Genomic DNA, 22,672 nt, shown 5'->3' on the forward strand with positions numbered 1-22,672 from the left:
GCCCGCCACGACGGACCGGTCGCTCCCCGCGGACGGCCGCGCACGATCGATGCACACTGGAGGCGTGGGCGTTTCGCCCCGGCCGAGCCGGCGGACCAATGTGGCGCTCCTCGTGCTGCTCACGGGGGCGTTCGTCACCGGTCTGGTGGCCTTCGGGACCGAAGGCTCGCCCGAGTCCAGGATCGTGAGCGTCGCCCACGGCGTCCTGGGTCTCGCGATCCTCGTGCTCGCGCCGTGGAAGAGCGTGATCGTGCGCGGGGGACTGCGTCGGCGCCGCCCCCATGCGCTCGCCATCGCCTTCGCGGTCGTCGTCGTGGTCAGCCTGCTGGCCGGCGTGGCGCACGCAACGATCGGTCCGCTCGAGGTGGCCGGCGTCAGCGCGCTCGACATCCACGTCGGCGCCGCGGTCACCGCAGTGCCGCTGGCAGTCGGCCATGTGATCCGCCGCCCGCAGCGACTGCGGGCGGCCGACCTGTCCCGGCGTACGGCGTTGCGGGCGATCGCGGTCGGCGGCTTCGCCGCCCTCGCGTACGGCGCGGTGGAGACCGTCTCCTCGGTCGTCGGTCTCCCCGGCGCCCGGCGCCGCGGGACCGGGTCCTACGAGGTCGGGTCCGGCGTGCCGTCCGCGATGCCGGTCACCCAGTGGTTCACCGACGACGTGCCCGGCATCGACCCGGACTCCTACGAGCTGGCGGTCGTGCGGCCCGACGCGGAGGCCCGACGGCTCCGCTACGTCGACCTGCTCGCGATGGTCGAGGCGACCGAGACGGTGGTCCTGGACTGCACCGGCGGGTGGTGGGCCGAGCAGACGTGGCGGGGGATCCGGCTGGAGACCTTGCTCGGGCCGCTCGAAAGCGGGTCGGTCCTGATCCGCTCCGTGACCGGCTACAGCCGGCGCTTCGCACCGGAGGACGTCGGGTCGCTGCTGCTCGCCACCCACGTCGGCGGCATCCCGCTCTCGCCCGGCCACGGAGCGCCCGTCAGGCTGGTCGTCCCCGGCCGCCGAGGGTTCTGGTGGGTCAAGTGGGTCTCGCAGGTGAGCGTCGAGCCGGACCCCGCATGGGTCCAGTCGCCGTTCCCCCTGCAGTGAGCGACCGTCGCGCTAGACCTCGGTCACCACGACGTCGAGCTGCGTGCCCTTCTTGGTCTCCTCCGCGACCTCGACCTTCCAGCCGAGGTCGGTGAGGACGTCGGCCAGCGCGCCGGGCGTCCGCGGATCGCGGCCGTCCTCGAGCAGGTCCCGAACCAGGCGGCCCTTCGTCGCCTTGTTGAAGTGGCTCACCACCTGGCGCCGGCCGGCGACCTCGTGGAGGACGCGGACGGTTGCAACCCGCGGGGCGAGCTCGGCGGGCGGGCGCCAGAACCCGGCGTACATGCTCGACCGCAGGTCGACCAGGAGGCCCTTGCCCATCGCGTCGGTGACGGCGGGCCCGAGCGACTCGCGCCACAGCCCGGCCACCGGGCCGAGGCCGGGCACGGTCGCGTCGCCGGAGAGCCGGTACGCCGGGATCCGGTCGCCGACGCGCACCAGCCCGAACAGGCTGGACGTGATCGCCAGCCGGGAGGCGGCGCGTCGCTTCGCGGTGGGGGAGAGCGAGTCGAGCCCGAGGGCCTCGTAGAGCACGCCGTCGTAGATCTGGTCGGCGCGCGCCGTCGGCGCGTCGGCCAGCGTCGCGTTGCGCTGGATCAGGTCGAGCTGGGTCCGGGACAGGCCGAGCACGGTCGCGGCGTGGTCCGGCTGGTCACGGCACAGGGCGACCAGCGCGTCGAGCACTCGCTCCCGGGCGGGCGTCAACGACGGCAGCGACAGGGCCCCCAGCTCCAGCGGTCGGCCCCGGCCCGGAGCGGCTTTGCCCTCGCTCGGCGGCAGCAGGATCAACATCGGGACCCACCCTAGTGGGCCAACGCCGCTGGTCCAGCGGATGAGCGGAAGGTGAACGCAGATCGGCTCCGCCTCGCGGTTTCGACAGGCTGCGGCCCGGTTAGGGTCGGGGGCATGCCGAGCAACCTCGTGGTCCGCGTCGAGACGAGCTCCGAGGCGTTCCGGGCCGCCCTCGCGAAGGTGGAGGAGGAGCTCGAGCTGCCGGCCGAGTTCCCGCCCGAGGTGCTGCAGGCGGCGGAGCGGGCGGCGGCCGACCCGGCGCTGCCGGATCTCGACCGGACGGACATCGCGTTCCTGACGATCGACCCGGAAGGCTCGATGGACCTCGACCAGGCGCTCCACCTCGAGCGCACCGCCGACGGGTTCCTCGTGCACTACGCCATCGCGGACGTCGCGGCGTTCGTCCGCCCGGGCGACCCGGTCGACGTCGAGGCCCACACCCGCGGAGAGACGCTCTACGGCGCCGAGACCCGGATCCCGCTGCACCCGCCCGCGTTGTCCGAGGGCGCCGCCTCGCTCCTGCCCGACCAGACCCGGCCGGCCCTGCTCTGGTCGATCACCCTCGACCGGACGGGCGCGCCCACCGACGTCACGGTCGAGCGAGCCCTGGTGCGCTCCCGCGAGCGCTGGACGTACGCCGCCGCGCAGACCGCGCTCGAGGACGGCACTGCCGGCGAGGTGCTGCAGCTGCTGCGCGAGGTCGGGCAGCTCCGCGAGCAGCACGAGCAGGAGCGCGGCGGCATCTCCCTGCCGCTGCCCGAGCAGGAGGTGCTCGTCAGCGACGACGGGGACTTCCGGCTCGAGCTCCGCCGGCAGCTGCCGGTCGAGCTCTGGAACGCGCAGATCTCGCTCCTGACCGGGATGGCCGCGGCGCAGCTGATGATCGACGGCAAGGTCGGCCTCCTCCGCACCCTCCCGCCGGCCGACCCCCGCGACGTCGAGCGCCTGCACCGGGTCGCGAAGGGACTCGGCATCGAGTGGGCCGACGGCACGCCGTACGACGCCTTCATCCGCTCCCTCGACACGACCAAGCCCTCCCACCAGGCGATGGTCGTGGCCTGCACCCGGCTGCTGCGTGGCAGCGGCTACGCCGCGTTCGACGGGGAGCTGCCGGCCCAGCCCCAGCACGCCGCGATCGCGGCCCCCTACGCCCACGTCACCGCGCCGCTCCGCCGCCTCGGCGACCGCTACGCCGGCGAGGTCTGCCTCGCGCTGTGCGCCGGTCACCCCGTGCCCGACTGGGTCCTGACCGCGCTGCCCGACCTGCCGAGGACGCTGGAGGACTCCGCGCGCCGCGCCGGGTCCTACGAGCGGGCGGTGCTCGACGTGATCGAGGCGGGTCTGCTCGCGGGACGGGTCGGGGAGGAGTTCGCCGGTGTGATCACCAGCGTCCACGAGGACGACCACAGCAAGGGCGTCGTCGTCCTGTCCGAGATCGGCGTCGAGGCGCCCGTCGTCGGTGACGGCGAGCTCCCGCTCGGCACCCACGTCAGGGTGCGGCTGGTGACCGCCGACCTGGCGACCCGCAAGGTGGAGCTCCGCCTTGGCTGAGGGTCTCGACAAGCTCGACCAGCGGAGTGGCCTGGTCCTCGTCACCGGCGGCGTCCGGTCCGGGAAGTCGCTGCACGCGGAGTCCCTCCTCGCCGGCGAGCCGACCACGACGTACGTCGCCGCCGGACCGACCTACGACGACGCCGACTGGCACGCCCGCGTCGCGCGGCACCGCGAGCGCCGACCGGACACCTGGACGACCGTCGAGACCAGCGACGTCGCCGTGGCCCTCGCCGAGGCGACCGGGCCCGTGCTCGTCGACTGCCTCGGCACCTGGCTCGACGCGATCCTGGCCAAGGCCGGCCTCTGGGAGGCGCCGTCCCCCGAGATCGAGGACTACGTCGCCGCCCGCACGACCGGCGTCGTCGCCACGCTCCGGGCCGCGACCACGCCGATCGTCCTCGTCACCAACGAGGTCGGCCTGGGGGTCGTGCCCGAGCACCGGTCCGGCCGGCTCTTCCGCGACCTCCTCGGCACCGTCAACCAGCGGGTCGCCGGGGTGTGCGACGAGGTGCACCTGGTCGTCGCCGGGCGAGTCCTGAGGCTCTAGGTCCAGGCGCCGGCGAGGGCGACCAGCAGGGTCAGCAGCGCCAGCTCGATCGCCGCGCCGTAGACGTCGCCGGTGACCCCGCCGAACCGGCGCACGGCGCGCCCCACGAGCAGGATCACGACGAGCGCGGCAAGGCCGACGGCGAGCGGACCCCGCCACGGGTGCACGAGGGTCGCGGCGGCGGCCAGCCCGGCCCAGCCGAGCAGCGTCCACCAGCCCGGCACCCGTCCGGTGAAGGTCGAGCCGAGGCCGTCCGGCCGGGCGGGCGGGACGCCGGTTGCGCAGGTGATCCAGAGCGCGGCCCGCGAGGCGCAGACGGCCGCGCCGGCGACGACGGCCGACCGGACGTCGCCGACGAACGTGGCGAGCGCCGCGGCCTGGGCCCCGAGCACGAGCACGATGGCGACCACGCCGGCCGGGCCCGCCGTACCGCTCTTCATGACGGCCAGCGACCGCTCGCGGTCGTACGACGCGGTGAGCCCGTCGGCGACGTCGGACAGGCCGTCGAGGTGCAGCGCCCGGGTGCCCAGCGCGAGGACGCCGAGGGCGACCACGGCCACCGCCAGCGCGGGCACGGTCGTCTGCGCACCGCCCCACAGGATCGCGCCGACCACCGCGCCGAGGGGGAGCGCCGCAAGCGGCGCGAGGAGCAGGGCGCCGGTGGCGACGCCGGGCGTCACTCGCAGCACCGCAGGCACGGGGACGGCCGTCAGCATCCCGAGCGCCAGCCGCAGACTGCGCCCGGCGACGGCCGGCTCGGAGGTCACGGGTTCACTGGGGCGGCAGCAGGTCGACGAGCAGAGCGACGTCGCGCAGGACGGCGACCGCCGAGCGCAGGACGGGCACGGCGGCGACCGCACCGGAGCCCTCGCCGAGCCGCAGGCCGAGGTCGAGCACGGGCTCCAGGCCGAGCTTCGCGAGGGCCAGCGCCTGGGCGGGCTCGGTCGACCGGTGGCCGGCGGCGAACCACGCCGCGGCGCCCGGCGCCATCCGGTCCGCTGTGAGCGCGCAGGCGACCGACATCAGGCCGTCGAGCAGCACCGGCACCCCGCGCGCGGCGGCCTGCGCCAGGTAGCCCGTGGTCCCCGCCAGGTCCGCGCTCCCGAGCGCGGTGAGCGTGTCGACGGGGTCGAGGACGCGGTCGCCCGCCCGGTCGAGGGCCTGCTGCACGATCGCCACCTTGCGGGCCCAGGTCGCGTCGTCGATGCCGGTCCCGCGGCCGGTCACCTCGGTGGCCGGGATCCCGAGGGCGGCGGCGACGAGAGCGGCCGCCGGGGTGGTGTTGCCGATGCCCATGTCGCCGCTCAGCAAGAGCTGGCCGCCGGCGTCGATCTCCTCGTCGGCGACAGCGCGGCCCGCCTCGATCGCCTGCCGGGTCTCGTCGGGGGTGAGGGCGTCCTCGAGGTGGATCGCGCCGCTGCTCCGTCGCACCTTCCGGGCCCGGACCTCCGCCGGCACGCCCTCGAGGTCGTCGTCGACCCCGAGGTCGAGCACCCGCACCCGGACGCCGTGGGCGGCGGAGAGCGCCGAGACGCCCGCCAACCCCTTGACGAAGGTGCGCACCATGGCGCCGGTGATCTCGGGCGGGTACGCCGACACGCCGTGCCGCGCGACGCCGTGGTCGCCGGCGAAGATCACCAGCCGGACGTCCGTCAGCGGTGCCGGCGGCACCTGACCCTGCGCCGCGGCCAGCCAGACGGCGAGGTCGCCGAGCCGCCCGAGCGCACCTGCGGGCGTTGCCAGCCCGGCCAGCCGTTCCGCCGCGGCGGCGGCGACGGCGGGGTCGGGCGGGAGAACGGAGGCTCCGGTCGTGGAGGGGCGATCGGCCATGGGGGGAACCTATCGCCCTGCCTCCGGCGTCACGCGAAGAGCAGCACCACCGCGGAGAGGATCGCCAGGATCGTGAGGAGCATCATGATGCCCGCGGACTCCGCTGCCTCAGCGGACTCGTCCATCTCCGGAACGTTCGTTGTCATTGCTCATCACCCTGAGGATCGTTACCCGGGTCCTTGCCGACCACACGCGTCAGTCCATTTCCAGGACCTGAGCCGGCTCTGGGAGGCTGTGGCCGTGAGCAACCGGCGAGGGCACTCCGTCCTGGTGGTCCCGGTGCCGGAGCTGGAGCCGTTCGTCCGGGGTCGCTGGGAGCACTACGAGCCCGGCTGGGTCGCCCGGGATCCCTCGTTCACCCATGCCCACGTGACGGCGCTGGCGCCGTACCTCCCGCAGCCGACGGCTGCCGACCTCGACCGGGTCGCCGCCATCGCCGACGCGACCGAGCCGTTCGACTACGTCCTGCGTGAGGTCCTGGCCTTCCCCAACGGCTGCCTCCACGTGCCACCCGAGCCGGCAGAGCCGTTCGCCGCGCTGACCCACGCCCTGTGGGAGGCGTTCCCGCAGTGCCCGCCCTACCAGGGGGAGTACGACGTCGCGCCGCACGTCACCCTCGACCACAGCTCCGCCACCGTCACGGTCGCCACCACCCGCGCGCTCCTCGCCGGGGTGCTGCCGGCGGCCTGCCGGGCCGACCGGCTGGAGCTGCACTGGTACGAGGAGGGCAGCTGCCACGTGCTCGCCGACTGGAAGCTCGGACGACTTCTCCGATAACCGCCCCGGCCGGATCCACGGTAGTTACAATTTCAACGAACATTGAGCACTGTGGGAGGGCATTGCCATGCGTCGACTCATCACCCTGTCCGTCACCTCGTTCGCCGTCGCCGTCGCCGGCCTGTGGGGAGGCGGGACCGCGTCGGCGCGACCCGCCGAGCCGGTGCGCTACGACGTGGAGTACGCCGACTTCGCGGTCTGCGACGTGCCCGCGTCGCTGACGGGCCGGGTCTTCCTGACCTCGCGGTCGACCGGCGCCGAGGGCGGTCCCTACAGCTCGACCTTCATCGAGCGGACCGTCGGGACGCTCACCGTCGGCGCGGATCGCTACCGCTACAACAAGTTCAGCAAGTTCAGCGAGGTCGAGGTCGAGCCCGCGGGCGCCGTACGCACGCAGCAGCTGCTGGGCCGGATCCGCCTGGCCGGAAGCGGGCCGATGGCCGGCACCGTGCTCGAGCAGCGGATCCATGTCGTCCGCGACGCCAACGGCGTCAGGCGGGTCGACGTGTACGTCTCCTCGTTCTGCAGCTGAGCTGCCGCGCGGGGAGAGGGTGGGGGACGGGCCGACCTGTAAGCCGGGTTCTGTCGTCGGTGACCATCCATCTACGGCCGCCGTTGCCGGCGACCTCCAGCGGCCTACCCGTGTGCTCGGGCGAGCAGCCCTCGGGCGCACACTGTCTGGCCTTGCTCCGGGTGGGGTTTGCCGAGCCGTCCCGGTCGCCCGGGGCGCTGGTGGGCTCTTACCCCACCGTTTCACCCTTACCTCATCCCTGGAGGGGATGAGGCGGTCTGTTCTCTGTGGCACTGTCCCGCGGATCACTCCGGGTGGGTGTTACCCACCACCCTGCTCTGTGGAGCCCGGACTTTCCTCGGGACCCGTCCCTGTCTCCAGGGGCGCGTCACGCGGTCACCCGGTCGGCCCGTCCACGGCCAGCGTAGTGCTTCCGGCGGTGGTACGACGGAATCACCGCCCGCGTGCAAGAGTTGGAGTCACCCATGAGCCAGTCGGACTTCCCGCTGCAGGCGCCGGGGATCGTCTTCCCCGGGACGACCGCACGTCCGGAGAGCGCCTACCGCACCGCCCACGACCTGCTCGAGCGGCGCGCGCCGAGCGAGGCACTGAAGGTGCTGGAGCCGGCGCTCGAGCAGGAGCCGTCGAACCGCGGCCTGCGGCTGCTGCGCGCCTGGGCCTACCTGATGCGGGCGCAGCTGGTGAAGGCCTCCGACGAGCTCGCCGAGCTGGTCGAGGAGGACCCCTCCGACGCCTGGGCGCAGCACGCGCTCGGCCGCGCCCTCGAGCGGCAGTCCCGGCACCGGGAGGCGCTCCCGCACCTCCGGCTGGCGGCGGCCATGAGCGGCGACGTCGAGCACGAGCTCGCCGTCCTCCGCGTGGAGCGGCTCGCGGGGGACCTTCCCCAGGCATAGTTGGCGACACGAAGCGTGCCGCCCTCGCCGCAGCCGCGGTCGCCATTCCGTCGACTCCGGCCCGGGCACCGACGCGCTCGTGACCCAGGACTGCGCCCACAGCGACACCGGCACGGTGGTCACCTGCGGCCGGTCGACCACGAGCCACACGGGCATCGAGATCCACCGGCACCGGCGGGACTGACCACGGCGCGCGGCCGACGTCGGCCGGTCCGGAGCAGTCGCGCCGCACGCTGTAGGTTCGACCCATGGCGTACTGGTTCTGCCTCAAGCACCACGCTGTCGAGCCCGAGGAGGGCTGTCCCAACAAGGACCGGCTCGGGCCCTACGACACCGAGGCCGAGGCAGCCCGCGCGCTGGAGCGCGCCGCCGAGCGCACCGAGGCCTGGGACGAGGACCCGGTCTGGAACGACGACGTCGAGGACAAGTAAGAGCTTGGCTGCCTTCGAGCGCCGGCGCCGGATCAAACCGGTCGCCGACGGACCCCGCGGCGCGGTCTCGTTCACCCCGTTCCTCGGGATGATCCTGACCGTCTCCTCGTTCTTCCTCTACGCCGCGAGCGGCCTGGTCGCTCCCTGGTGGGGCGTTGTCGTCATGGTGCTGATCTGGCTCGTTCTCTTCGTTCTCTGTTGCGTGTGGTGGTCGCCGCACCCGAAGCGACTGGTGTGGATCGGCGTCCTGTCCTACCCGCTGTGGTTCTGCCTGCTGGTCGGCGGAGCCCTCGCCTTCGGCTGGAACGCGTAGCCGTGCCGGAGACCGTCCGCGACCTGCTGCTCGCCCGGGCAGCCGACGACGCGCCCGGCCTCGCGTTCGAGGACCGCACGTGGACCTGGCGGGAGTACGTCGCCGAGTCGGCCGCGCGGGCCAGGGTGCTGCGGTCGATGGCGGTCGAGGGCGCTCCGCTCCACGTCGGGGTCCTCCTGGAGAACACTCCGGAGATGGCGATGGCGATCGCGGCCGGCGCGATCGGTGGCCACGTCACGGTCGGCGTCAACGCGACCCGGCGCGGCGCCGCGCTGGCCGCCGACGTACGACGCGCCGACTGCACGGTCCTGCTGACCGACGGCGAGCACCTCCCGCTGCTCGACGGCCTGGACCTCGGCGGGATCCCGGTCATCGACACCGACCGCCCCGAGTGGGCGGCGCTGGCCGCCGACGCCGAGACCGGGGTCGAGGGCTTCCCGGAGCGCGGGGCGGCCGACACGTTCATGCTCATCTTCACGTCGGGCACCAGCGGCGACCCGAAGGCGGTCCAGGTCTCGCACTTCATGGTGGTCGCCGCCGGCACCATGCTGGCGGAGCGGTTCTCGCTCACCGGCTCGGACGTCTGCTACTGCTCGATGCCTCTGTTCCACAGCAACGCCGTCGCCTCCGGCTTCGGCCCCGCGGTCGCGGCGGGCGCCACGCTTGCCCTGGCGCGGCGGTTCAGCGCGAGCTCCTTCCTCGACGACATCCGCCGGTACGGCGCGACCTACCTCAACTACGTCGGGAAGCCGCTGGCCTACGTGCTGGCGACGCCGGAGCGGCCCGACGACGCGGACAACCCGCTCCGGGTGGCGTTCGGCAACGAGGCGACGGACCGCGACATCGCCGAGTTCGGCCGGCGGTTCGGTTGCGTGGTGTGGGACGGCTTCGGCTCGACCGAGAACGCCGTCGTCGTCACCCGGGTGCCCGAGACCCCGCCGGGGTCGATCGGGATGCCGCTGGAGGGCGTGGCCGTCTACGACCGCGAGACGCGCACCGAGTGCCCGCGCGCCGTGTTCGACGAGCACGGACGCGTCACCAACCTCGACCAGGCGGTCGGGGAGCTCGTCAACACCACCGGCGCGGGGTTCTTCTCGGGCTACTACAACGACCCGGAGGCCACGCAGGAGCGGATGCAGGACGGGATGTACTGGTCGGGCGACCTCGCCTACCGGGACCAGGACGGGTTCGTCTACCTCGCCGGTCGCACGGCGGACTGGCTCCGCGTCGACGGCGAGAACCTCGCGGCCGCTCCCGTCGAGCGACTGCTGCTGCGGCACGACGCCATCAGCCAGGTCGCGGCGTACGGCGTGCCGGACCCCGCCGGGGGAGACCAGTTGATGGTCGCGCTCGTGCTGCGTGACGACGCGGTGCTCGAGCCGGACGACTTCGCGGAGTTCCTCGCCGCCCAGCCGGACCTGTCGCCCAAGGCCTGGCCCCGGTTCGTGCGGATCCTCGACGCGTTGCCCAGCACCGCGACCAACAAGGTGCTCAAGCGCGCCCTGGTCCAGGAGGGCACCCAGGTCACGGACCCGCTGTGGGAGCGCGCCGAGCGCGGCCGCAGCTACGCGGCGGCGACGTGACATAGACGACCCGGCCCAGTGGTGGGCGGGGAGGACGAAACCCCGGGATCGGGGTACCAGGTGCCGAGCGGACCTCCGGGCGATCGGCCCGAGGCGTAGAGAGGGGCTGGACAGTGGTGGAGACGTGGCCGGGGTCGGCGTACCCCCTGGGGGCGACGTTCGACGGCAGCGGCACGAACTTCACGCTGTACAGCGAGATCGCAGAGCGGGTCGAGCTGTGCCTGGTCGACGTGGCCGACTCCGGTGAGCGCACCGAGACCCGGGTCGAGCTGACCGAGGTCGACGGGTACGTCTGGCACGCCTACCTTCCCGAGGTCCAGCCCGGGCAGTGCTACGGCTACCGCGTCCACGGGCCGTGGGACCCCGCGCAGGGGATGCGCTGCAACCCCAACAAGCTGCTGCTCGACCCCTACGCCAAGGCGACGCTCGGGCAGGTCGACTGGGACCAGTCGCTGTTCGGCTACCAGTTCGACGACCCGGGCTCGCGCAACGACGAGGACTCCGGTGACCGGACGATGCTCGGCGTGGTCATCAACCCCTACTTCGACTGGGAGGGTGACCGGCCGCCGCGCACGCCGTACGCCGAGACCGTGATCTACGAGGCGCACGTCAAGGGCTTGACGGCGACCCACCCCGGCGTGCCGGAGAGCCTGCGCGGGACGTACGCCGGGCTCGCCCACGAGTCGGTCGTCGAGCACCTGCAGAAGCTGGGCGTCACCGCCGTCGAGCTGATGCCGGTGCACCAGTTCGTCCACGACGACGTGCTGCTGCAGAAGGGGCTGCGCAACTACTGGGGCTACAACACGATCGGGTTCTTCGCGCCCCACGACGAGTACGCCGGTGCCACCACCGTGCCGGGCCAGCAGGTCCAGGAGTTCAAGGCGATGGTGCGCGCGCTCCACGACGCCGGCATCGAGGTCATCCTCGACGTCGTCTACAACCACACCGCCGAGGGCAACCACCTCGGCCCCACGCTGAGCTTCCGGGGCATCGACAACCCGGCGTACTACCGGCTGGTCGACGACGACCGCCAGTACTACATGGACTACACCGGCACCGGGAACACCCTCAACGTCGGCAACCCCCACTCGCTCCAGCTGATCATGGACTCGCTGCGCTACTGGGTCACCGAGATGCACGTCGACGGCTTCCGCTTCGACCTCGCCTCGGCGCTGGCCCGGGAGTTCTACGACGTCGACCGGCTGGCCACGTTCTTCGAGCTGGTCCAGCAGGACCCCGTGGTCAGCCAGGTCAAGCTGATCGCGGAGCCGTGGGACGTCGGGCCGGGCGGCTACCAGGTCGGGAACTTCCCGCCCCAGTGGACCGAGTGGAACGGCGCCTACCGGGACACGGTCCGCGACTTCTGGCGCGGCGAGCCGAACCTCGGCGGGTTCGCGAGCCGGATCGCCGGGTCCTCCGACCTCTACGAGCACTCCGGCCGCCGGCCGGTCGCGAGCATCAACTTCGTCACCGCCCACGACGGGTTCACGCTGCGCGACCTGGTCTCCTACGAGCAGAAGCACAACGAGGCCAACGGCGAGGACGGCCGCGACGGCGCCGACGACAACCGCTCCTGGAACCACGGGGTCGAGGGCCCGACCGACGACCCGGTCGTGAACGGCGTGCGCGCCCGGGACCAGCGCAACCTGCTCGCCACGCTGCTGCTGAGCCAGGGCGTCCCGATGGTGCTCCACGGTGACGAGCTCGGCCGGACCCAGCAGGGCAACAACAACACCTACGCCCAGGACTCACCGCTGAGCTGGGTCGACTGGGAACGCGTCGACCGTCCGCTCTGCGAGTTCGTCGCCGAGCTCACCCAGCTGCGCCGCGAGCACCCGTCGCTGCGGCGGCAGCGGTTCTTCACGGGCACGACGGTCCGCACCGCCGAGGGCGGACGGCTCAACGACATCGTGTGGCTGCACCCGGACGGCCGGCCGATGGAGGTCGAGGACTGGGACGGCGGCCAGCGGACGCTGGGCATGTACCTCAACGGCGACGGGATCGCCGGCCGCGACCGGCGGGGCCAGCCGATCAGGGACGACCACTTCCTGATCCTCTTCAACGCCGGGGACGCCGTGTCGGTGACCCTGCCGGACGCGGAGTACGCCGCGAGGTGGCAGATCGTGCTGGACACGACCGGCGAGTGCGACGCCGACGCGGCTCTCGACGCCGGCACCACCTTCGACCTGCCCTACCGCAGCGTTGTGGTGCTGCGCCAGTGGCACGAGCAGCCCGCCGAGGTCGACATGAGCCCGGCCGCCTCGGTCGCCTCGATGGCGGCCGACGCATGAGCCCGGTGCCCGGCCGTGTTCCACCGGTCCCGTCCAGCACCTACCGGCTGCAGATCACCGAGGACTTCGACCTCGACGCGGCGCTCGCGCTGCTGCCGTACCTCGACGACCTCGGCGTGGGCTGGCTCTACCTGTCCCCGCTCCTCGAGGCGCACCCCGGCAGCACCCACGGCTACGACGTGGTCGACCCGACCCGGATCGACCCCGCCCGCGGCGGACCGGAGGCGCTGGCCCGGCTGTCGGCCGAGGCGCACCGGCGCGGCATCGGGATCGTCGTCGACATCGTCCCCAACCACGTCGGGATCGAGAGCCCGGCGACCAACGGCTGGTGGTGGGACCTCCTCCAGCACGGTCGCGACTCGCGCTTCGCACCCTTCTTCGACGTCGACTGGGTCGCCGGCGACGGCAAGGTGCTGATCCCGGTCGTCGGTGACGACGACCTGGCCGACGAGAGCGGCCCGATCGGCAACCTGCACCTCGTCGACGGGATGCTCGGCTACCACGACCACCGGTTCCCCCTCGCCCCCGGCAGGGACGGCGACAGCGACGACCCGCAGGTCGTCCACGACCGGCAGCACTACCGGCTGGTGGGCTGGCGGGCGGCCGACCAGCACCTCAACTACCGCCGGTTCTTCGCGGTCAACACCCTCGCCGGCGTACGCATCGAGGACCGCGACGTCTTCGAGGCCACGCACGCGGAGATCGGCCGCTGGTTCCGCGAGGGACTCGTCGACGGGCTCCGGGTCGACCACCCGGACGGCCTCCGCCACCCGGCGGCGTACCTCGACGACCTGGCCGGTCTCACCGACTCGGCCTGGGTGGTCGTCGAGAAGATCCTGGAGCCGGGGGAGGAGCTTCCCGAACGCTGGCAGACGGCCGGCACGACCGGCTACGACGCGCTGGCGCTCATCGACCGGGTCCTGGTGGACCCCGCCGGGGAGGCTGCCCTCGGTGCGCTGGACGACCGGCTGCGCGACGGCGTGCCGCCCTGGCCGGACCTCGTCCGCGACAACAAGCGGCACGTTGCCGAGACCATCCTCAACGCGGAGGTACGCCGCATCGCCCGTGAGCTGGCCCGCGAGCTCGCCCTCGATCCGGACGAGCGCTGGCGGGCCGACGTCGAGGCGGTCCTTGTCGAGCTGCTGGCAGCGTTCGGTGTCTACCGCAGCTACCTGCCCGACGGTCGCGAGGACCTCGCCGCCGCGGTCGACGCGGTCCGACGGGACCGTCCCGACCTGGTCGAGGCGCTCGGTGTGGTCCTGCCCCTGCTCGAGGATCGTGTGCGTGCTCCGTCCCTGCGGTTCCAGCAGACCAGCGGGATGGTGATGGCGAAGGGGGTCGAGGACCGCGCGTTCTACCGCTGGAGCAGGCTCACCTCGCTCAACGAGGTGGGCGCCGACCCCGACCACTTCGCGCTCGGTCCCGGCGACTTCCACGCCGCGATGGCGCGGCGGCAGGAGACGAGGCCGGCGGCGATGACGGCCCTCAGCACCCACGACACCAAGCGCAGCGAGGACGTGCGCGCCCGGATCTCCGTCCTCGCCGAGGACCCGGCATGGTGGCAGGAGACTGTCGACGCGCTGCTCGCGGCCGCCCCCGCACCGGACCCTGGCTTCGCGAACCTGTTGTGGCAGGCGGCGGTCGGCGCCTGGCCGATCTCGCGCGACCGGCTGCACGGCTACGCGGAGAAGGCGATGCGCGAGGCGGGGGAGCGGACCTCCTGGACCGACCCCGACCCGGCGTACGAGAAGGCGGTCCACGCGCTCGTCGACGCGGCCTACGACGACACCGACCTCCGGTCGATCCTCGACCGTGCCGCGGCTCGGCTCGCCGGGCCGGGCTGGAGCAACGCGCTCTCGGCCAAGCTGCTGTGCCTGACCGTCCCCGGCGTGCCGGACGTCTACCAGGGAAGCGAGCTGTGGGAGCAGAGCCTCGTCGATCCCGACAACCGGCGGCCGGTCGACTTCACGCTTCGCCGTGCCCTGCTGGACGAGACCGCGACGCCGGACCGGCCGGCCGGGCCCGAGGACATCGGCCGGGCCAAGCTGCACGTGGTGCGCACCGCGCTCCGACTGCGCCGGGAGCGCCCCGACCTCTTCGTCCGCTACGACCCGGTGCGCGCGACGGGGAGCGCGGCAGACCATGCGCTGGCCTTCGACCGGGGCGGCGTGATCACCGTCGTGACCCGGCTGCCGCTCGGACTGGCCGAGGCCGGTGGCTGGGGGGACACCAGGTTGGAGCTGCCCGACGGACGCTGGCGCGACGCGCTCCTGGACCGCCCGGCCGACGCCGCGGTCGGCAAGCTGCTCGACACCCTGCCGGTCGCTCTGCTGGTGCGGGAGGAAGCATGACCTTCGACGTGTGGGCACCGCGGGCGTCCCGCGTGCGCCTCAGCCTCGGCGACGAGGTCGTCGCGATGTCGCCGACGTCCGGCGGCTGGTGGACACCGGCCGAAGAGCCGGGCCCGGTCCCGGACGGGACCGCGTACGGGTACCTGCTCGACGACGACCCGGTGCCGCTGCCCGACCCGCGGTCGCGCCGCCAGCCCGACGGGGTGCACGAGCGGTCGGCGACGTTCGACCCCGGCGGCTTCGCCTGGACCGACCAGGGGTGGACGGGACGCCAGCTCGCCGGCGCAACCGTCTACGAGCTGCACGTCGGGACGTTCACCCCCGCCGGGACGCTGGACGGCGTGGCCGAGCGGCTCGACCACCTCGCCTCGCTCGGCGTCGGGTTCGTGGAGCTGATGCCGGTGAACGCCTTCAACGGCGTGCACAACTGGGGCTACGACGGGGTGCTCTGGTCCGCCGTCCACGAACCGTACGGCGGGCCGGCCGCCTACCAGCGCCTGGTCGACGCGTGCCACCGCGCGGGGATCGGCGTGATCCAAGACGTCGTCTACAACCACCTCGGCCCGTCGGGGAACTACCTCCCGCGCTTCGGCCCGTACCTCAAGGAGGGCCGCAACACCTGGGGCGACCTCGTCAACCTCGACGAGGAGGGATCGGCCGAGGTCCGGCGGCTGATCCTCGACAACGCGCTGATGTGGCTCCGCGACTTCCACGTCGACGGCCTCCGCCTCGACGCGGTGCACGCCCTCGCGGACACCTCCGATATGCACCTCCTCGAGGAGCTCGCCTGCGAGGTCGAGGCCCTGTCGACGCACCTCAACCGGCCGCTCGCCCTCATCGCCGAGTCCGACCTCAACGACACCCGGATGGTGACGCCGCGGGAGGGCGGTGGCTACGGCCTCGACGCCCAGTGGAGCGACGACTTCCACCACGCCGTGCACAGCGCCCTCACCGGCGAGACCGAGGGCTACTACGCCGACTTCGCTCCGCTCGGTGCCCTGGAGAAGGTCCTCAACCGTGGGTTCCTCCATGACGGGACCTACTCCAGCTTCCGCGGTCGGCCCCACGGGCGACCGGTGGACACCGAGCACATGCCGGCCTGGCGGCTGGTGGTGTGCGCGCAGAACCACGACCAGATCGGCAACCGCGCGCGGGGCGACCGTACGGCGGAGCACCTCGATCCGAGCCTGCTCCTCTGCGCTGCGCTGCTGACGCTGGGGTCGCCGTTCACGCCCATGCTCTTCCAGGGGGAGGAGTGGGCCGCCAGCACGCCGTTCGCGTTCTTCACGTCGCACCCGGAGCCGGAGCTCGCGGTCGCCACCGCCGAGGGCCGGCTCGCCGAGTTCGAGCGGATGGGCTGGAACCCCGAGGAGGTCCTGGACCCCCAGGACCCCGCGACGTACCAGCGCAGCGTCCTGCAGTGGGAGGAGGCCGCGACCGGGCAGCACGCACAGGTGCTCGCGGGCTACCAGCGACTGGCTGCCCTGCGGCGCGAGCACCCGGAGCTGACCGACCCCCGGTTCGGCCACGCGACGGTCGACGAGGCCGAGGGCCGGCTGACCCTGCACCGCGGCCGGCTCGCCATCCGCCTGAACCTCGGCGAGCAGGAGTGGCCGGTGCCGGCCGTCGAGGTCCTCTTCAGCACGACCGAGTCGGTGCCGGTCGGGCCGGCCCGGTCGGAGGTCCTGCTGCCCCCGGGAGCGGGCGTCATGACATCGGACTGAGGAAGCGGTCGCCCAGGGCGGCGGCCACCTCGGTCAGGCGCTCGACGATCTCGTCGGTGCCGGCCTCCACCAGTCCGTCCCGCCAGGCCAGCATCAGCTCGACGAAGCCGCCGATCCCCAGCAGCACGTTGATGCGCAGCGCCTGCTCGTCGACGCCGACCCGCAGGTAGGGCCGCGCCAGGCCGATCATGAGGTCGGTCGCCATCTGCACGGTGTCGCGCCGGCGCTGCTCCAGCACGGCACTGCCGGCGTGGTCGCCGAAGATGATCTGCGCGCGGGCCGGCTCGTCCGCGATGTGGTGCACGACGGCGTCGAGCGCCGCGTGCAGCTGCTCGAGCGCGCCTTGCTCCGCGACCGGCTCCAGCGCCCCCAGCAGCATCGCGAGAGTCTCGTCGCGCATCTGGTCCCACACCGTCCCGAGCAGGGCGTCGCGGTCGGCGAAGCTCTCGTAGAAGTACCGGTCGGTCAGGCCGGCCTGCGCGCAGACGCCGCGCATGGTGACCGCCGCCCAGCCCTGCTCCTGCCAGATCTCGAGCGCGGCGCTGACGAGCTGCGCGCGGCGCTCGCTCCGCCGCTGCTCGGCGCTCTTGCCGCCGTACGTCCGGCGGGAGACCTTGGCGACTTCCACAGGAACATCTTGACGGCACCTGCCCGCAGAATGCAATCTGATGGCATGCGCCAGCAGAAACTGCCACCGACGCGAGCCTCCCTGAGGAGCCACGCCGCGGCCCGGATGACGTCGCTCACCCTCCGGCCCCTGACGACCGTCGTCCCACCGACCCGGCCCGGCCTCCTCGTCGCCCGCCGGATCGTCGCGACCAGCCTGGCCGTGCTCGGACCGGGCCTTCCCGGCAGCCGGGTCGTCCGCGTCGACCGGTCAACGCCGCGCGGCCCGTCCGTGCGGGGGGAGTGGGTGCGCGGGCCCCGCGCGCGCCGCGACGACGCGGTGATCCTCTACGTGCACGGCAGCGCCTACACCCTCTGCTCGGCGCGCACCCACCGCGGCATCACCACCCGGCTGAGCCAGGCGACCGGCCTGCCGGTCTTCGCCTGCGACTACCGGCTGGCGCCGCGGCACCGCTTCCCCTCGGCGGCCGACGACGTGCGGGCGGCGTACGAGTGGCTGCTCGCCGAGGGCCACGACCCCGGCCGGATCGTGCTCGCCGGCGACTCCGCAGGCGGCCACCTCGTCGTGGACCTCGCGCTGCAGCTGCTCCAGGAGGGAGCCCGGCCGCCCGCCGTGCTCGCGCTGTTCTCGCCGCTCTTCGACCCGACGTTCGAGCTCGCTGCCGCACGGGAGCGGCTGCGCCGGGACCCGATGATCTCCGCTGCCCGGGCGCAGCGGCTGCTCGACCTCTACTTCGGTGAGGAGGATCGCGCGGCGCCACGGCTGAGGCTCTCGTTCGACGGCGCGGGCGCCTTCCCGCCGACCCTCGTCCAGGCCGGCGGCCGGGAGATGATGGCCGCCGACGCCGAGGAGCTGGCGCGTGCGCTCGTGGAGGCCGGCGGTCGCTGCGAGCTGGAGGTGTGGCCCGGGCAGATGCACGTCTTCCAGGCGCTCGCGCGGGTGGTGCCGGAGGCGGCCCTGGCGATCGCCCGGGCCGCGGACTTCGTGGTCGCCGAGCTCGACGCCGTCGAGCGACGCGGCTCGTTCGAGCTCCTCGAGGGAGCATGAGCCGCCGTACGGCGAGAGCCCACGCCGTCGTCACCGGAGCAGGAAGCGGCATCGGTCGCGCCTTCGCGCTCGAGCTGGCTAAGCGCGGGGGCCAGGTGGTCTGCGCGGACCTCGACGAGACCACGGCCAAGGAGACCGTGCTCCTCGTCGAGCAGGCGGGTGGCGACGCGATCGCGGTCGCGTGCGACGTCGCGGTGGAGGACGACGTCCGCCGGCTGTCGGTGACGGCCGGGTCGTGGCTCGGCCGGGTCGACCTGGTGGTCAACAACGCCGGCATCGGCGCCGGCGGCCTGCCGGTCGGGGAGGCGCCGCTCGGCGACTGGCAGCGCGCGCTGGGCGTCAACCTGTGGGGCGTCATCCACGGGTGCCACGTGTTCGTGCCGCTGCTCCGCGAGCAGGGCAGGGGCGGGATCATCAACGTCGCGTCGGCCGCCGGGTTCACCGCAGCGCCACGGATGGCGGCCTACAACGTCAGCAAGGCCGGCGTGGTCAGCCTCTCCGAGACGCTCGCGGCCGAGCTCGCGGGCACCGGCGTGGCCGTGACCGTGCTCTGCCCGACGTTCGTCCGCACCAACATCTTCGGCGGTGAGCTGATCGACCCGGCTGCGGCACAGGTGGCGCGGCGGATCGCCCGCGTCACCGGGTTCTCGCCCGAGCGGGTCGCCCGGACGACGCTCGACGCCCACGACCGCGGCCGCCTCTACGTCCTCCCCCAGCTGGACGCCAAGGCGCTGTGGCGGCTCAAGCGGCTGGCGCCCGCGCCGTACGCCCGCATGGCCGGCCTGATGGGCCACTTCGCACCTGACCCCGAACCCCACGAGGAGCACCGATGACCTACGACTTCGACGCGATGCTGCAGACGATCAAGGACAAGCAGTGGTCGCTCGCCGACATCGAATGGGACGCGCCCGGGGCGGAGACCATGACCGACGAGCTGCGCGCGAAGATGCAGCCGTTCCTGGCGGACCTCGTGTGGATCGAGCACGTCGGCGCCCGCGGCTTCGCGTCCCTGGCCAGGAAGGCGCCGACGCCGGTGGTTCGAGAGATCTACGAGTACTTCCATGCCGAGGAGCAGAAGCACGCCAACGCCGAGCTCGCGCTCATGAAGCGGTGGGGGATGCTCGACGAGGACGGCAGCATCCCCGAGCCCAACATCAACGTGAAGCTCGCGATCAAGACCCTCGACGCCTTCGGAGACTCGCTCCCGCTCTCGGCGCTCGCGACCCTGATCCCGCTGCTGGAGTGTGCGCTCGACGGTGCGCTGGTGAAGTTCCTCCTCGACGAGGTCTCGGACCCGGTCTGCCACGAGGTCTTCCGGCACATCAACTCCGACGAGGCGCGCCACATCACCGTCGACTTCCAGGTGCTGGAGCTGATCGGCGCCGGTCCGATGCACCGGCTGCTCGTCGAGTCGGCGAGCAACCTCAAGCCGCAGGTCGTGCTCGGGCTGATCGTGGTCTTCGTGCCGCTGATCAACAAGATGCGCGACAACATCGTCGCGATGGGCCTGCCAGAGCAGAAGCTCTACAACGCGGTGAAGCGGTTCCGCACGATCGGCGGACGGGGCGAGTACACCCACCGGATCCCGGCCTACCACGTGCTCAAGGCCCAGGCCGCGATGGTCATCGACCGCTCCCACCCCTACCACCGGCTGCTCGCGGACCCGATGGTGAAGGTCACGTCGTTCGTACCGGCGCGGATCCTCGGCAGGCCGCAGACCTGGGTCGACGAGGTCACCCACGAGCCGGTCGCGTCGTGAAGATCCTGTACGGCGACGAGTGGCGCGCGTTCGACCTCACCGGGCTGAGTGTCGGCGTGCTCGTGCCTCCCGACCAGGCCGCCCGGATCGTGCCGGCCGTCGTCGGGTCCGCACGCGCGGTGAAGGTGTTCCAGGACTCGCCCGTGTGGGTCGTGCCCGTGGCGGTCCCGAGGGTGGGGCCGGTGGTGAGCCTGGCCCGGCTGCACCTCCGGATGGCCGTCAGGGACGCGTGGACCCGTCGCCTGCTCACCCCCGGCCGCTTCGGCAGCCGCGAGGTGGTCGTGAGCCCCTCCTACTACCGTGCGCTCGAGCAGCCGCACTGCAAGCTCGTCGCCTGGCCGGTGTACGCCATCGTCGAGCACGGCGTCCGGACGGCCGAGGGCATCGAGCACCGCCTCGACGTGCTCATCACTGCGAACCCTCTCGGAAAGGCGAAGGCGGCATGACTCCCGACCACGACGTCGTCATCATCGGCGGCGGCTTCTCCGGCATCGGCGCGGCGATCCTGCTCGACAAGGCGGGCTTCGACGACTACCTGATGGTGGAGGAGGGAGACGGCGTCGGCGGCGCCTGGCACTGGAACACCTATCCAGGGGTGGCGGTCGACATCCCGTCGTTCAGCTACCAGTTCTCGTTCGAGCAGCAGGCCGGGTGGTCCCGGATCTACGCGCCCGGCCGGGAGCTGAAGCGCTACGCCGAGCACTGCGTCGACAAGTACGACGTCCGCCGCCGCACCCGGCTCAACACCCGGGTCACCTCGGCGGCGTTCGACGAGGACCACGACCTGTGGCGCCTCGGGACGTCCGACCCGTCGACAGGCTCCGGGACCGGGGAGCTCACCGCCCGGCACATCGTCGGCGCGACCGGGGTGCTCACCCAGCCGAAGCCGCCGGAGATCGACGGCATCCACGACTACGCCGGCACGGTCATGCACACCGCCCGCTGGGACCACGACGTGGACCTCGCCGGCAAGCGGGTCGCGGTCATCGGCACCGGCGCTTCGGCGGTGCAGGTCATCCCGTCCGTCGCCCGCGAGGTCGAGCACCTGACGGTGTTCCAGCGGACGCCGATCTGGTGCCTGCCCAAGCTGGACTCGGCGCTGCCGCTGCCGGCCCGCCTCGCCCTGCGCGTCCCGGGCGCGAAGCGCGCCAGCCGGCTGGTCAGCCAGACCTTCGTGGAGCTGACCTTCCCGCTGGCCGCCCACTTCCACAACGTCGTCCCGGTCGCCGGCGTGGGGGAGCGGATCGGGCTCACCCACCTCCGCCGGGCGGTCGAGGACCCGGAGGTGCGCGAGAAGCTGACGCCGTCGTACGCACTGGGCTGCAAGCGGCCGAGCTTCTCGAACGACTACCTGCCGGCGTTCAACCGCAGCAACGTCCTGCTCGAGACGAGCCCGATCGAGCGGATCACGCCGACCGGCGTCCGGACCGTCGAGGGCGCCGAGCACGAGGCGGACGTGCTCGTTCTGGCCACCGGGTTCAAGGTGTTCGAGAAGGGCAACATGCCGCCGTTCTCCGTCACCGGCGTCGGGGGAGTGGACCTCGAGTCGTGGTGGGAGGAGCACCGGTTCCAGGCCTACCAGGGCGTCAGCGTCCCGGGCTTCCCGAACTTCTTCACCATCCTCGGCCCCTACGGCTACAACGGGTCGTCGTACTTCAACCTCATCGAGACCCAGATGGCCCACATCGTCCGCTGCCTGCGGCAGGCCCGACGGACCGGCACGACCCGGGTCGAGGTCACCGCCGAGGCCAACGACCGGTACTTCGAGAAGGTCCTCGGTCGTCGCCGGCACCAGGTCTTCTTCCAGCCGTCGTGCGCGACCGCCAACAGCTACTACTTCGACGCCCACGGCGACGTGCCGTTCCGGCCCTCGCCCACGCTCGCGACGATGTGGACGAGCAGCCGGTTCGACCTCGATGACTATCGCTTCGAGTCTCAAACCCCGGTGTGAGAAGGCGCACGGTCGGCGGTTCCGGTTGGCAATGCCGCACCCGGACTCCGTAACGTCGAGGTCGATGAGCCCAGACGAGAACGCAGTCATCCGTCCCATCGAGCAGCACGACCTCGACACGATCGTCGACCTGAACCAGGACGCCCTGCACGGCGTCGGCGAGCTGGACTACGAGTCCGCAGCCCTCCTGGTGAAGCAGTCCGACCAGGCCCTGGTCCTGGACGTCGACGGCGACGTCGCGGGGTTCGTGATCACCCTCCCGACCGGTGCCGCCTACGACTCGTCCCGCTACGACTGGTTCGAGGACCGTCTCGACGACTACGTCTACCTCGACCGGATCGTCGTCGCGGACACACATCGTCGCCAGGGTGTCGCCTCGCGGCTGTACGACGCCATCGAGTCCGACCTCCCCGTGGCACTCGAGGTCTACGACACCAACACCCCGTCGCTGGAGTTCCACCGGCAGCGCGGCTACCGGAAGATCGGCGAGCTGGAGCACGCCGGCAAGCGGAACCTCATGCTCCTCAAGGCGGGCTGACGCAGCCGGCCCGGCGCTGGCGGCATGGGGGAGGATGAGCT

Annotated in this window: 22 protein-coding genes and 1 other RNA gene; 18 read left to right on the plus strand and 5 right to left on the minus strand. The window is 72.6% G+C overall.

Annotation, left to right across the window (positions count from 1 at the left end):
- The first annotated feature begins 64 nt into the window (after positions 1-64).
- Positions 65-1,090 carry a molybdopterin-dependent oxidoreductase gene (locus F0U47_RS13230; RefSeq protein ID WP_149750953.1) on the plus strand — a complete coding sequence of 342 codons (1,026 nt, stop codon included), beginning with the start codon at positions 65-67 and terminating at the stop codon, positions 1,088-1,090.
- Between the two features lie 12 nt (positions 1,091-1,102).
- Here F0U47_RS13230 and yaaA read toward each other — a convergent pair whose 3' ends face one another.
- The gene (gene yaaA / locus F0U47_RS13235) at positions 1,103-1,882 is read right to left on the minus strand and encodes a peroxide stress protein YaaA (protein ID WP_149750954.1); all 780 of its coding nucleotides are present in this window, start codon (positions 1,880-1,882) and stop codon (positions 1,103-1,105) included.
- Positions 1,883-1,996: 114 nt separating this feature from the next.
- Between yaaA and F0U47_RS13240 the strand changes: the two genes are divergently transcribed.
- Positions 1,997-3,433 (plus strand): RNB domain-containing ribonuclease, encoded by a 1,437-nt coding sequence (locus F0U47_RS13240; RefSeq protein WP_149750955.1) that lies wholly within the window; start codon positions 1,997-1,999, stop codon positions 3,431-3,433.
- Complete coding sequence (gene cobU / locus F0U47_RS13245) at positions 3,426-3,983, plus strand: bifunctional adenosylcobinamide kinase/adenosylcobinamide-phosphate guanylyltransferase (protein ID WP_149750956.1); 558 nt, start codon at positions 3,426-3,428, stop codon at positions 3,981-3,983. The genes F0U47_RS13240 and cobU overlap by 8 nt, the downstream gene beginning before the upstream one ends.
- On the opposite strand, the gene F0U47_RS13250 is transcribed toward cobU, so the two are convergent.
- Positions 3,980-4,750, minus strand: a complete 771-nt coding sequence (locus tag F0U47_RS13250; RefSeq protein ID WP_246159616.1) for an adenosylcobinamide-GDP ribazoletransferase — start codon at positions 4,748-4,750, stop codon at positions 3,980-3,982. The genes cobU and F0U47_RS13250 overlap by 4 nt on opposite strands.
- 4 nt (positions 4,751-4,754) lie before the next feature.
- Positions 4,755-5,813 carry a nicotinate-nucleotide--dimethylbenzimidazole phosphoribosyltransferase gene (gene cobT, locus F0U47_RS13255; protein ID WP_149750957.1) on the minus strand — a complete coding sequence of 353 codons (1,059 nt, stop codon included), beginning with the start codon at positions 5,811-5,813 and terminating at the stop codon, positions 4,755-4,757.
- Between the two features lie 240 nt (positions 5,814-6,053).
- Here cobT and F0U47_RS13260 point away from each other — a divergent pair, with 240 nt between their 5' ends.
- Together F0U47_RS13260 and F0U47_RS13265 are read left to right on the plus strand one after the other, a co-directional pair.
- Positions 6,054-6,590: a 2'-5' RNA ligase family protein gene (locus F0U47_RS13260; protein ID WP_246159617.1), complete on the plus strand. Its 537-nt coding sequence runs from the start codon at positions 6,054-6,056 to the stop codon at positions 6,588-6,590.
- 67 nt (positions 6,591-6,657) lie between these two features.
- The gene (locus F0U47_RS13265) at positions 6,658-7,122 is read left to right on the plus strand and encodes a hypothetical protein (protein WP_149750958.1); all 465 of its coding nucleotides are present in this window, start codon (positions 6,658-6,660) and stop codon (positions 7,120-7,122) included.
- A gap of 23 nt (positions 7,123-7,145) precedes the next feature.
- Here the strand turns inward: F0U47_RS13265 and rnpB are convergent.
- An RNA gene (rnpB, locus tag F0U47_RS13270) (RNase P RNA component class A) lies at positions 7,146-7,513 on the minus strand.
- Positions 7,514-7,586: 73 nt separating this feature from the next.
- On the opposite strand from rnpB, the gene F0U47_RS13275 reads away from it, so the two are divergent.
- From F0U47_RS13275 to treZ, 7 genes are all read left to right on the plus strand, one after another.
- On the plus strand, positions 7,587-8,015 hold the full coding sequence (locus tag F0U47_RS13275; RefSeq protein WP_149750959.1) for a tetratricopeptide repeat protein: 429 nt from the start codon (positions 7,587-7,589) through the stop codon (positions 8,013-8,015).
- 248 nt (positions 8,016-8,263) lie between these two features.
- On the plus strand, positions 8,264-8,446 hold the full coding sequence (locus tag F0U47_RS13280; RefSeq protein ID WP_149750960.1) for a hypothetical protein: 183 nt from the start codon (positions 8,264-8,266) through the stop codon (positions 8,444-8,446).
- Positions 8,447-8,450: 4 nt separating this feature from the next.
- Positions 8,451-8,759 (plus strand): hypothetical protein, encoded by a 309-nt coding sequence (locus tag F0U47_RS13285; protein ID WP_149750961.1) that lies wholly within the window; start codon positions 8,451-8,453, stop codon positions 8,757-8,759.
- Positions 8,760-8,761: 2 nt separating this feature from the next.
- Positions 8,762-10,342, plus strand: coding sequence for a fatty-acid--CoA ligase FadD1 (gene fadD1, locus F0U47_RS13290; protein WP_149750962.1), 1,581 nt, complete (start codon positions 8,762-8,764; stop codon positions 10,340-10,342).
- A gap of 116 nt (positions 10,343-10,458) precedes the next feature.
- A complete protein-coding gene (glgX, locus tag F0U47_RS13295) occupies positions 10,459-12,633 on the plus strand; it encodes a glycogen debranching protein GlgX (RefSeq protein ID WP_149751193.1) in 2,175 nt (724 codons plus the stop codon).
- On the plus strand, positions 12,630-14,984 hold the full coding sequence (treY, locus tag F0U47_RS13300) for a malto-oligosyltrehalose synthase (protein WP_149750963.1): 2,355 nt from the start codon (positions 12,630-12,632) through the stop codon (positions 14,982-14,984). The genes glgX and treY overlap by 4 nt, the downstream gene beginning before the upstream one ends.
- Positions 14,981-16,708 carry a malto-oligosyltrehalose trehalohydrolase gene (gene treZ / locus F0U47_RS13305; RefSeq protein ID WP_149750964.1) on the plus strand — a complete coding sequence of 576 codons (1,728 nt, stop codon included), beginning with the start codon at positions 14,981-14,983 and terminating at the stop codon, positions 16,706-16,708. Before treY ends, treZ begins: the two co-directional genes overlap by 4 nt.
- On the opposite strand, the gene F0U47_RS13310 is transcribed toward treZ, so the two are convergent.
- Positions 16,692-17,336 (minus strand): TetR/AcrR family transcriptional regulator, encoded by a 645-nt coding sequence (locus F0U47_RS13310; RefSeq protein ID WP_149750965.1) that lies wholly within the window; start codon positions 17,334-17,336, stop codon positions 16,692-16,694. The two genes, treZ and F0U47_RS13310, sit on opposite strands and share 17 nt — an antisense overlap.
- Positions 17,337-17,381: 45 nt before the next feature.
- Here F0U47_RS13310 and F0U47_RS13315 point away from each other — a divergent pair, with 45 nt between their 5' ends.
- From F0U47_RS13315 to F0U47_RS13340, 6 genes are all read left to right on the plus strand, one after another.
- Positions 17,382-18,383, plus strand: a complete 1,002-nt coding sequence (locus tag F0U47_RS13315; RefSeq protein WP_149750966.1) for an alpha/beta hydrolase — start codon at positions 17,382-17,384, stop codon at positions 18,381-18,383.
- A complete protein-coding gene (locus tag F0U47_RS13320; RefSeq protein ID WP_149750967.1) occupies positions 18,380-19,216 on the plus strand; it encodes an SDR family NAD(P)-dependent oxidoreductase in 837 nt (278 codons plus the stop codon). Before F0U47_RS13315 ends, F0U47_RS13320 begins: the two co-directional genes overlap by 4 nt.
- Positions 19,213-20,142, plus strand: coding sequence for a ferritin-like domain-containing protein (locus tag F0U47_RS13325; protein WP_149750968.1), 930 nt, complete (start codon positions 19,213-19,215; stop codon positions 20,140-20,142). The genes F0U47_RS13320 and F0U47_RS13325 overlap by 4 nt, the downstream gene beginning before the upstream one ends.
- Complete coding sequence (locus F0U47_RS13330; RefSeq protein ID WP_149750969.1) at positions 20,139-20,588, plus strand: NAD(P)/FAD-dependent oxidoreductase; 450 nt, start codon at positions 20,139-20,141, stop codon at positions 20,586-20,588. Before F0U47_RS13325 ends, F0U47_RS13330 begins: the two co-directional genes overlap by 4 nt.
- Positions 20,585-22,093 (plus strand): flavin-containing monooxygenase, encoded by a 1,509-nt coding sequence (locus tag F0U47_RS13335; RefSeq protein ID WP_149750970.1) that lies wholly within the window; start codon positions 20,585-20,587, stop codon positions 22,091-22,093. The genes F0U47_RS13330 and F0U47_RS13335 overlap by 4 nt, the downstream gene beginning before the upstream one ends.
- Before the next feature lie 64 nt (positions 22,094-22,157).
- The gene (locus tag F0U47_RS13340) at positions 22,158-22,631 is read left to right on the plus strand and encodes a GNAT family N-acetyltransferase (RefSeq protein WP_188111344.1); all 474 of its coding nucleotides are present in this window, start codon (positions 22,158-22,160) and stop codon (positions 22,629-22,631) included.
- Positions 22,632-22,672: the final 41 nt, after the last annotated feature.

The sequence above is a fragment of the Nocardioides antri genome (assembly GCF_008373765.1).
GTDB classification, from domain to species: Bacteria; Actinomycetota; Actinomycetes; order Propionibacteriales; family Nocardioidaceae; genus Nocardioides; species Nocardioides antri.

Excerpts from the sequence above, each read along its gene's own strand:
- yaaA (WP_149750954.1), bottom strand. The coding sequence starts at position 1,882 with ATGTTGATCCTGCTGCCGCCGAGCGAGGGCAAAGCCGCTCCGGGCCGG.
- F0U47_RS13240 (WP_149750955.1), top strand. The coding sequence starts at position 1,997 with ATGCCGAGCAACCTCGTGGTCCGCGTCGAGACGAGCTCCGAGGCGTTC.
- cobT (WP_149750957.1), bottom strand. The coding sequence starts at position 5,813 with ATGGCCGATCGCCCCTCCACGACCGGAGCCTCCGTTCTCCCGCCCGAC.
- F0U47_RS13265 (WP_149750958.1), top strand. The coding sequence starts at position 6,658 with ATGCGTCGACTCATCACCCTGTCCGTCACCTCGTTCGCCGTCGCCGTC.
- F0U47_RS13275 (WP_149750959.1), top strand. The coding sequence starts at position 7,587 with ATGAGCCAGTCGGACTTCCCGCTGCAGGCGCCGGGGATCGTCTTCCCC.
- F0U47_RS13280 (WP_149750960.1), top strand. The coding sequence starts at position 8,264 with ATGGCGTACTGGTTCTGCCTCAAGCACCACGCTGTCGAGCCCGAGGAG.
- treY (WP_149750963.1), top strand. The coding sequence starts at position 12,630 with ATGAGCCCGGTGCCCGGCCGTGTTCCACCGGTCCCGTCCAGCACCTAC.
- treZ (WP_149750964.1), top strand. The coding sequence starts at position 14,981 with ATGACCTTCGACGTGTGGGCACCGCGGGCGTCCCGCGTGCGCCTCAGC.
- F0U47_RS13315 (WP_149750966.1), top strand. The coding sequence starts at position 17,382 with ATGCGCCAGCAGAAACTGCCACCGACGCGAGCCTCCCTGAGGAGCCAC.
- F0U47_RS13320 (WP_149750967.1), top strand. The coding sequence starts at position 18,380 with ATGAGCCGCCGTACGGCGAGAGCCCACGCCGTCGTCACCGGAGCAGGA.
- F0U47_RS13325 (WP_149750968.1), top strand. The coding sequence starts at position 19,213 with ATGACCTACGACTTCGACGCGATGCTGCAGACGATCAAGGACAAGCAG.
- F0U47_RS13335 (WP_149750970.1), top strand. The coding sequence starts at position 20,585 with ATGACTCCCGACCACGACGTCGTCATCATCGGCGGCGGCTTCTCCGGC.
- F0U47_RS13340 (WP_188111344.1), top strand. The coding sequence starts at position 22,158 with ATGAGCCCAGACGAGAACGCAGTCATCCGTCCCATCGAGCAGCACGAC.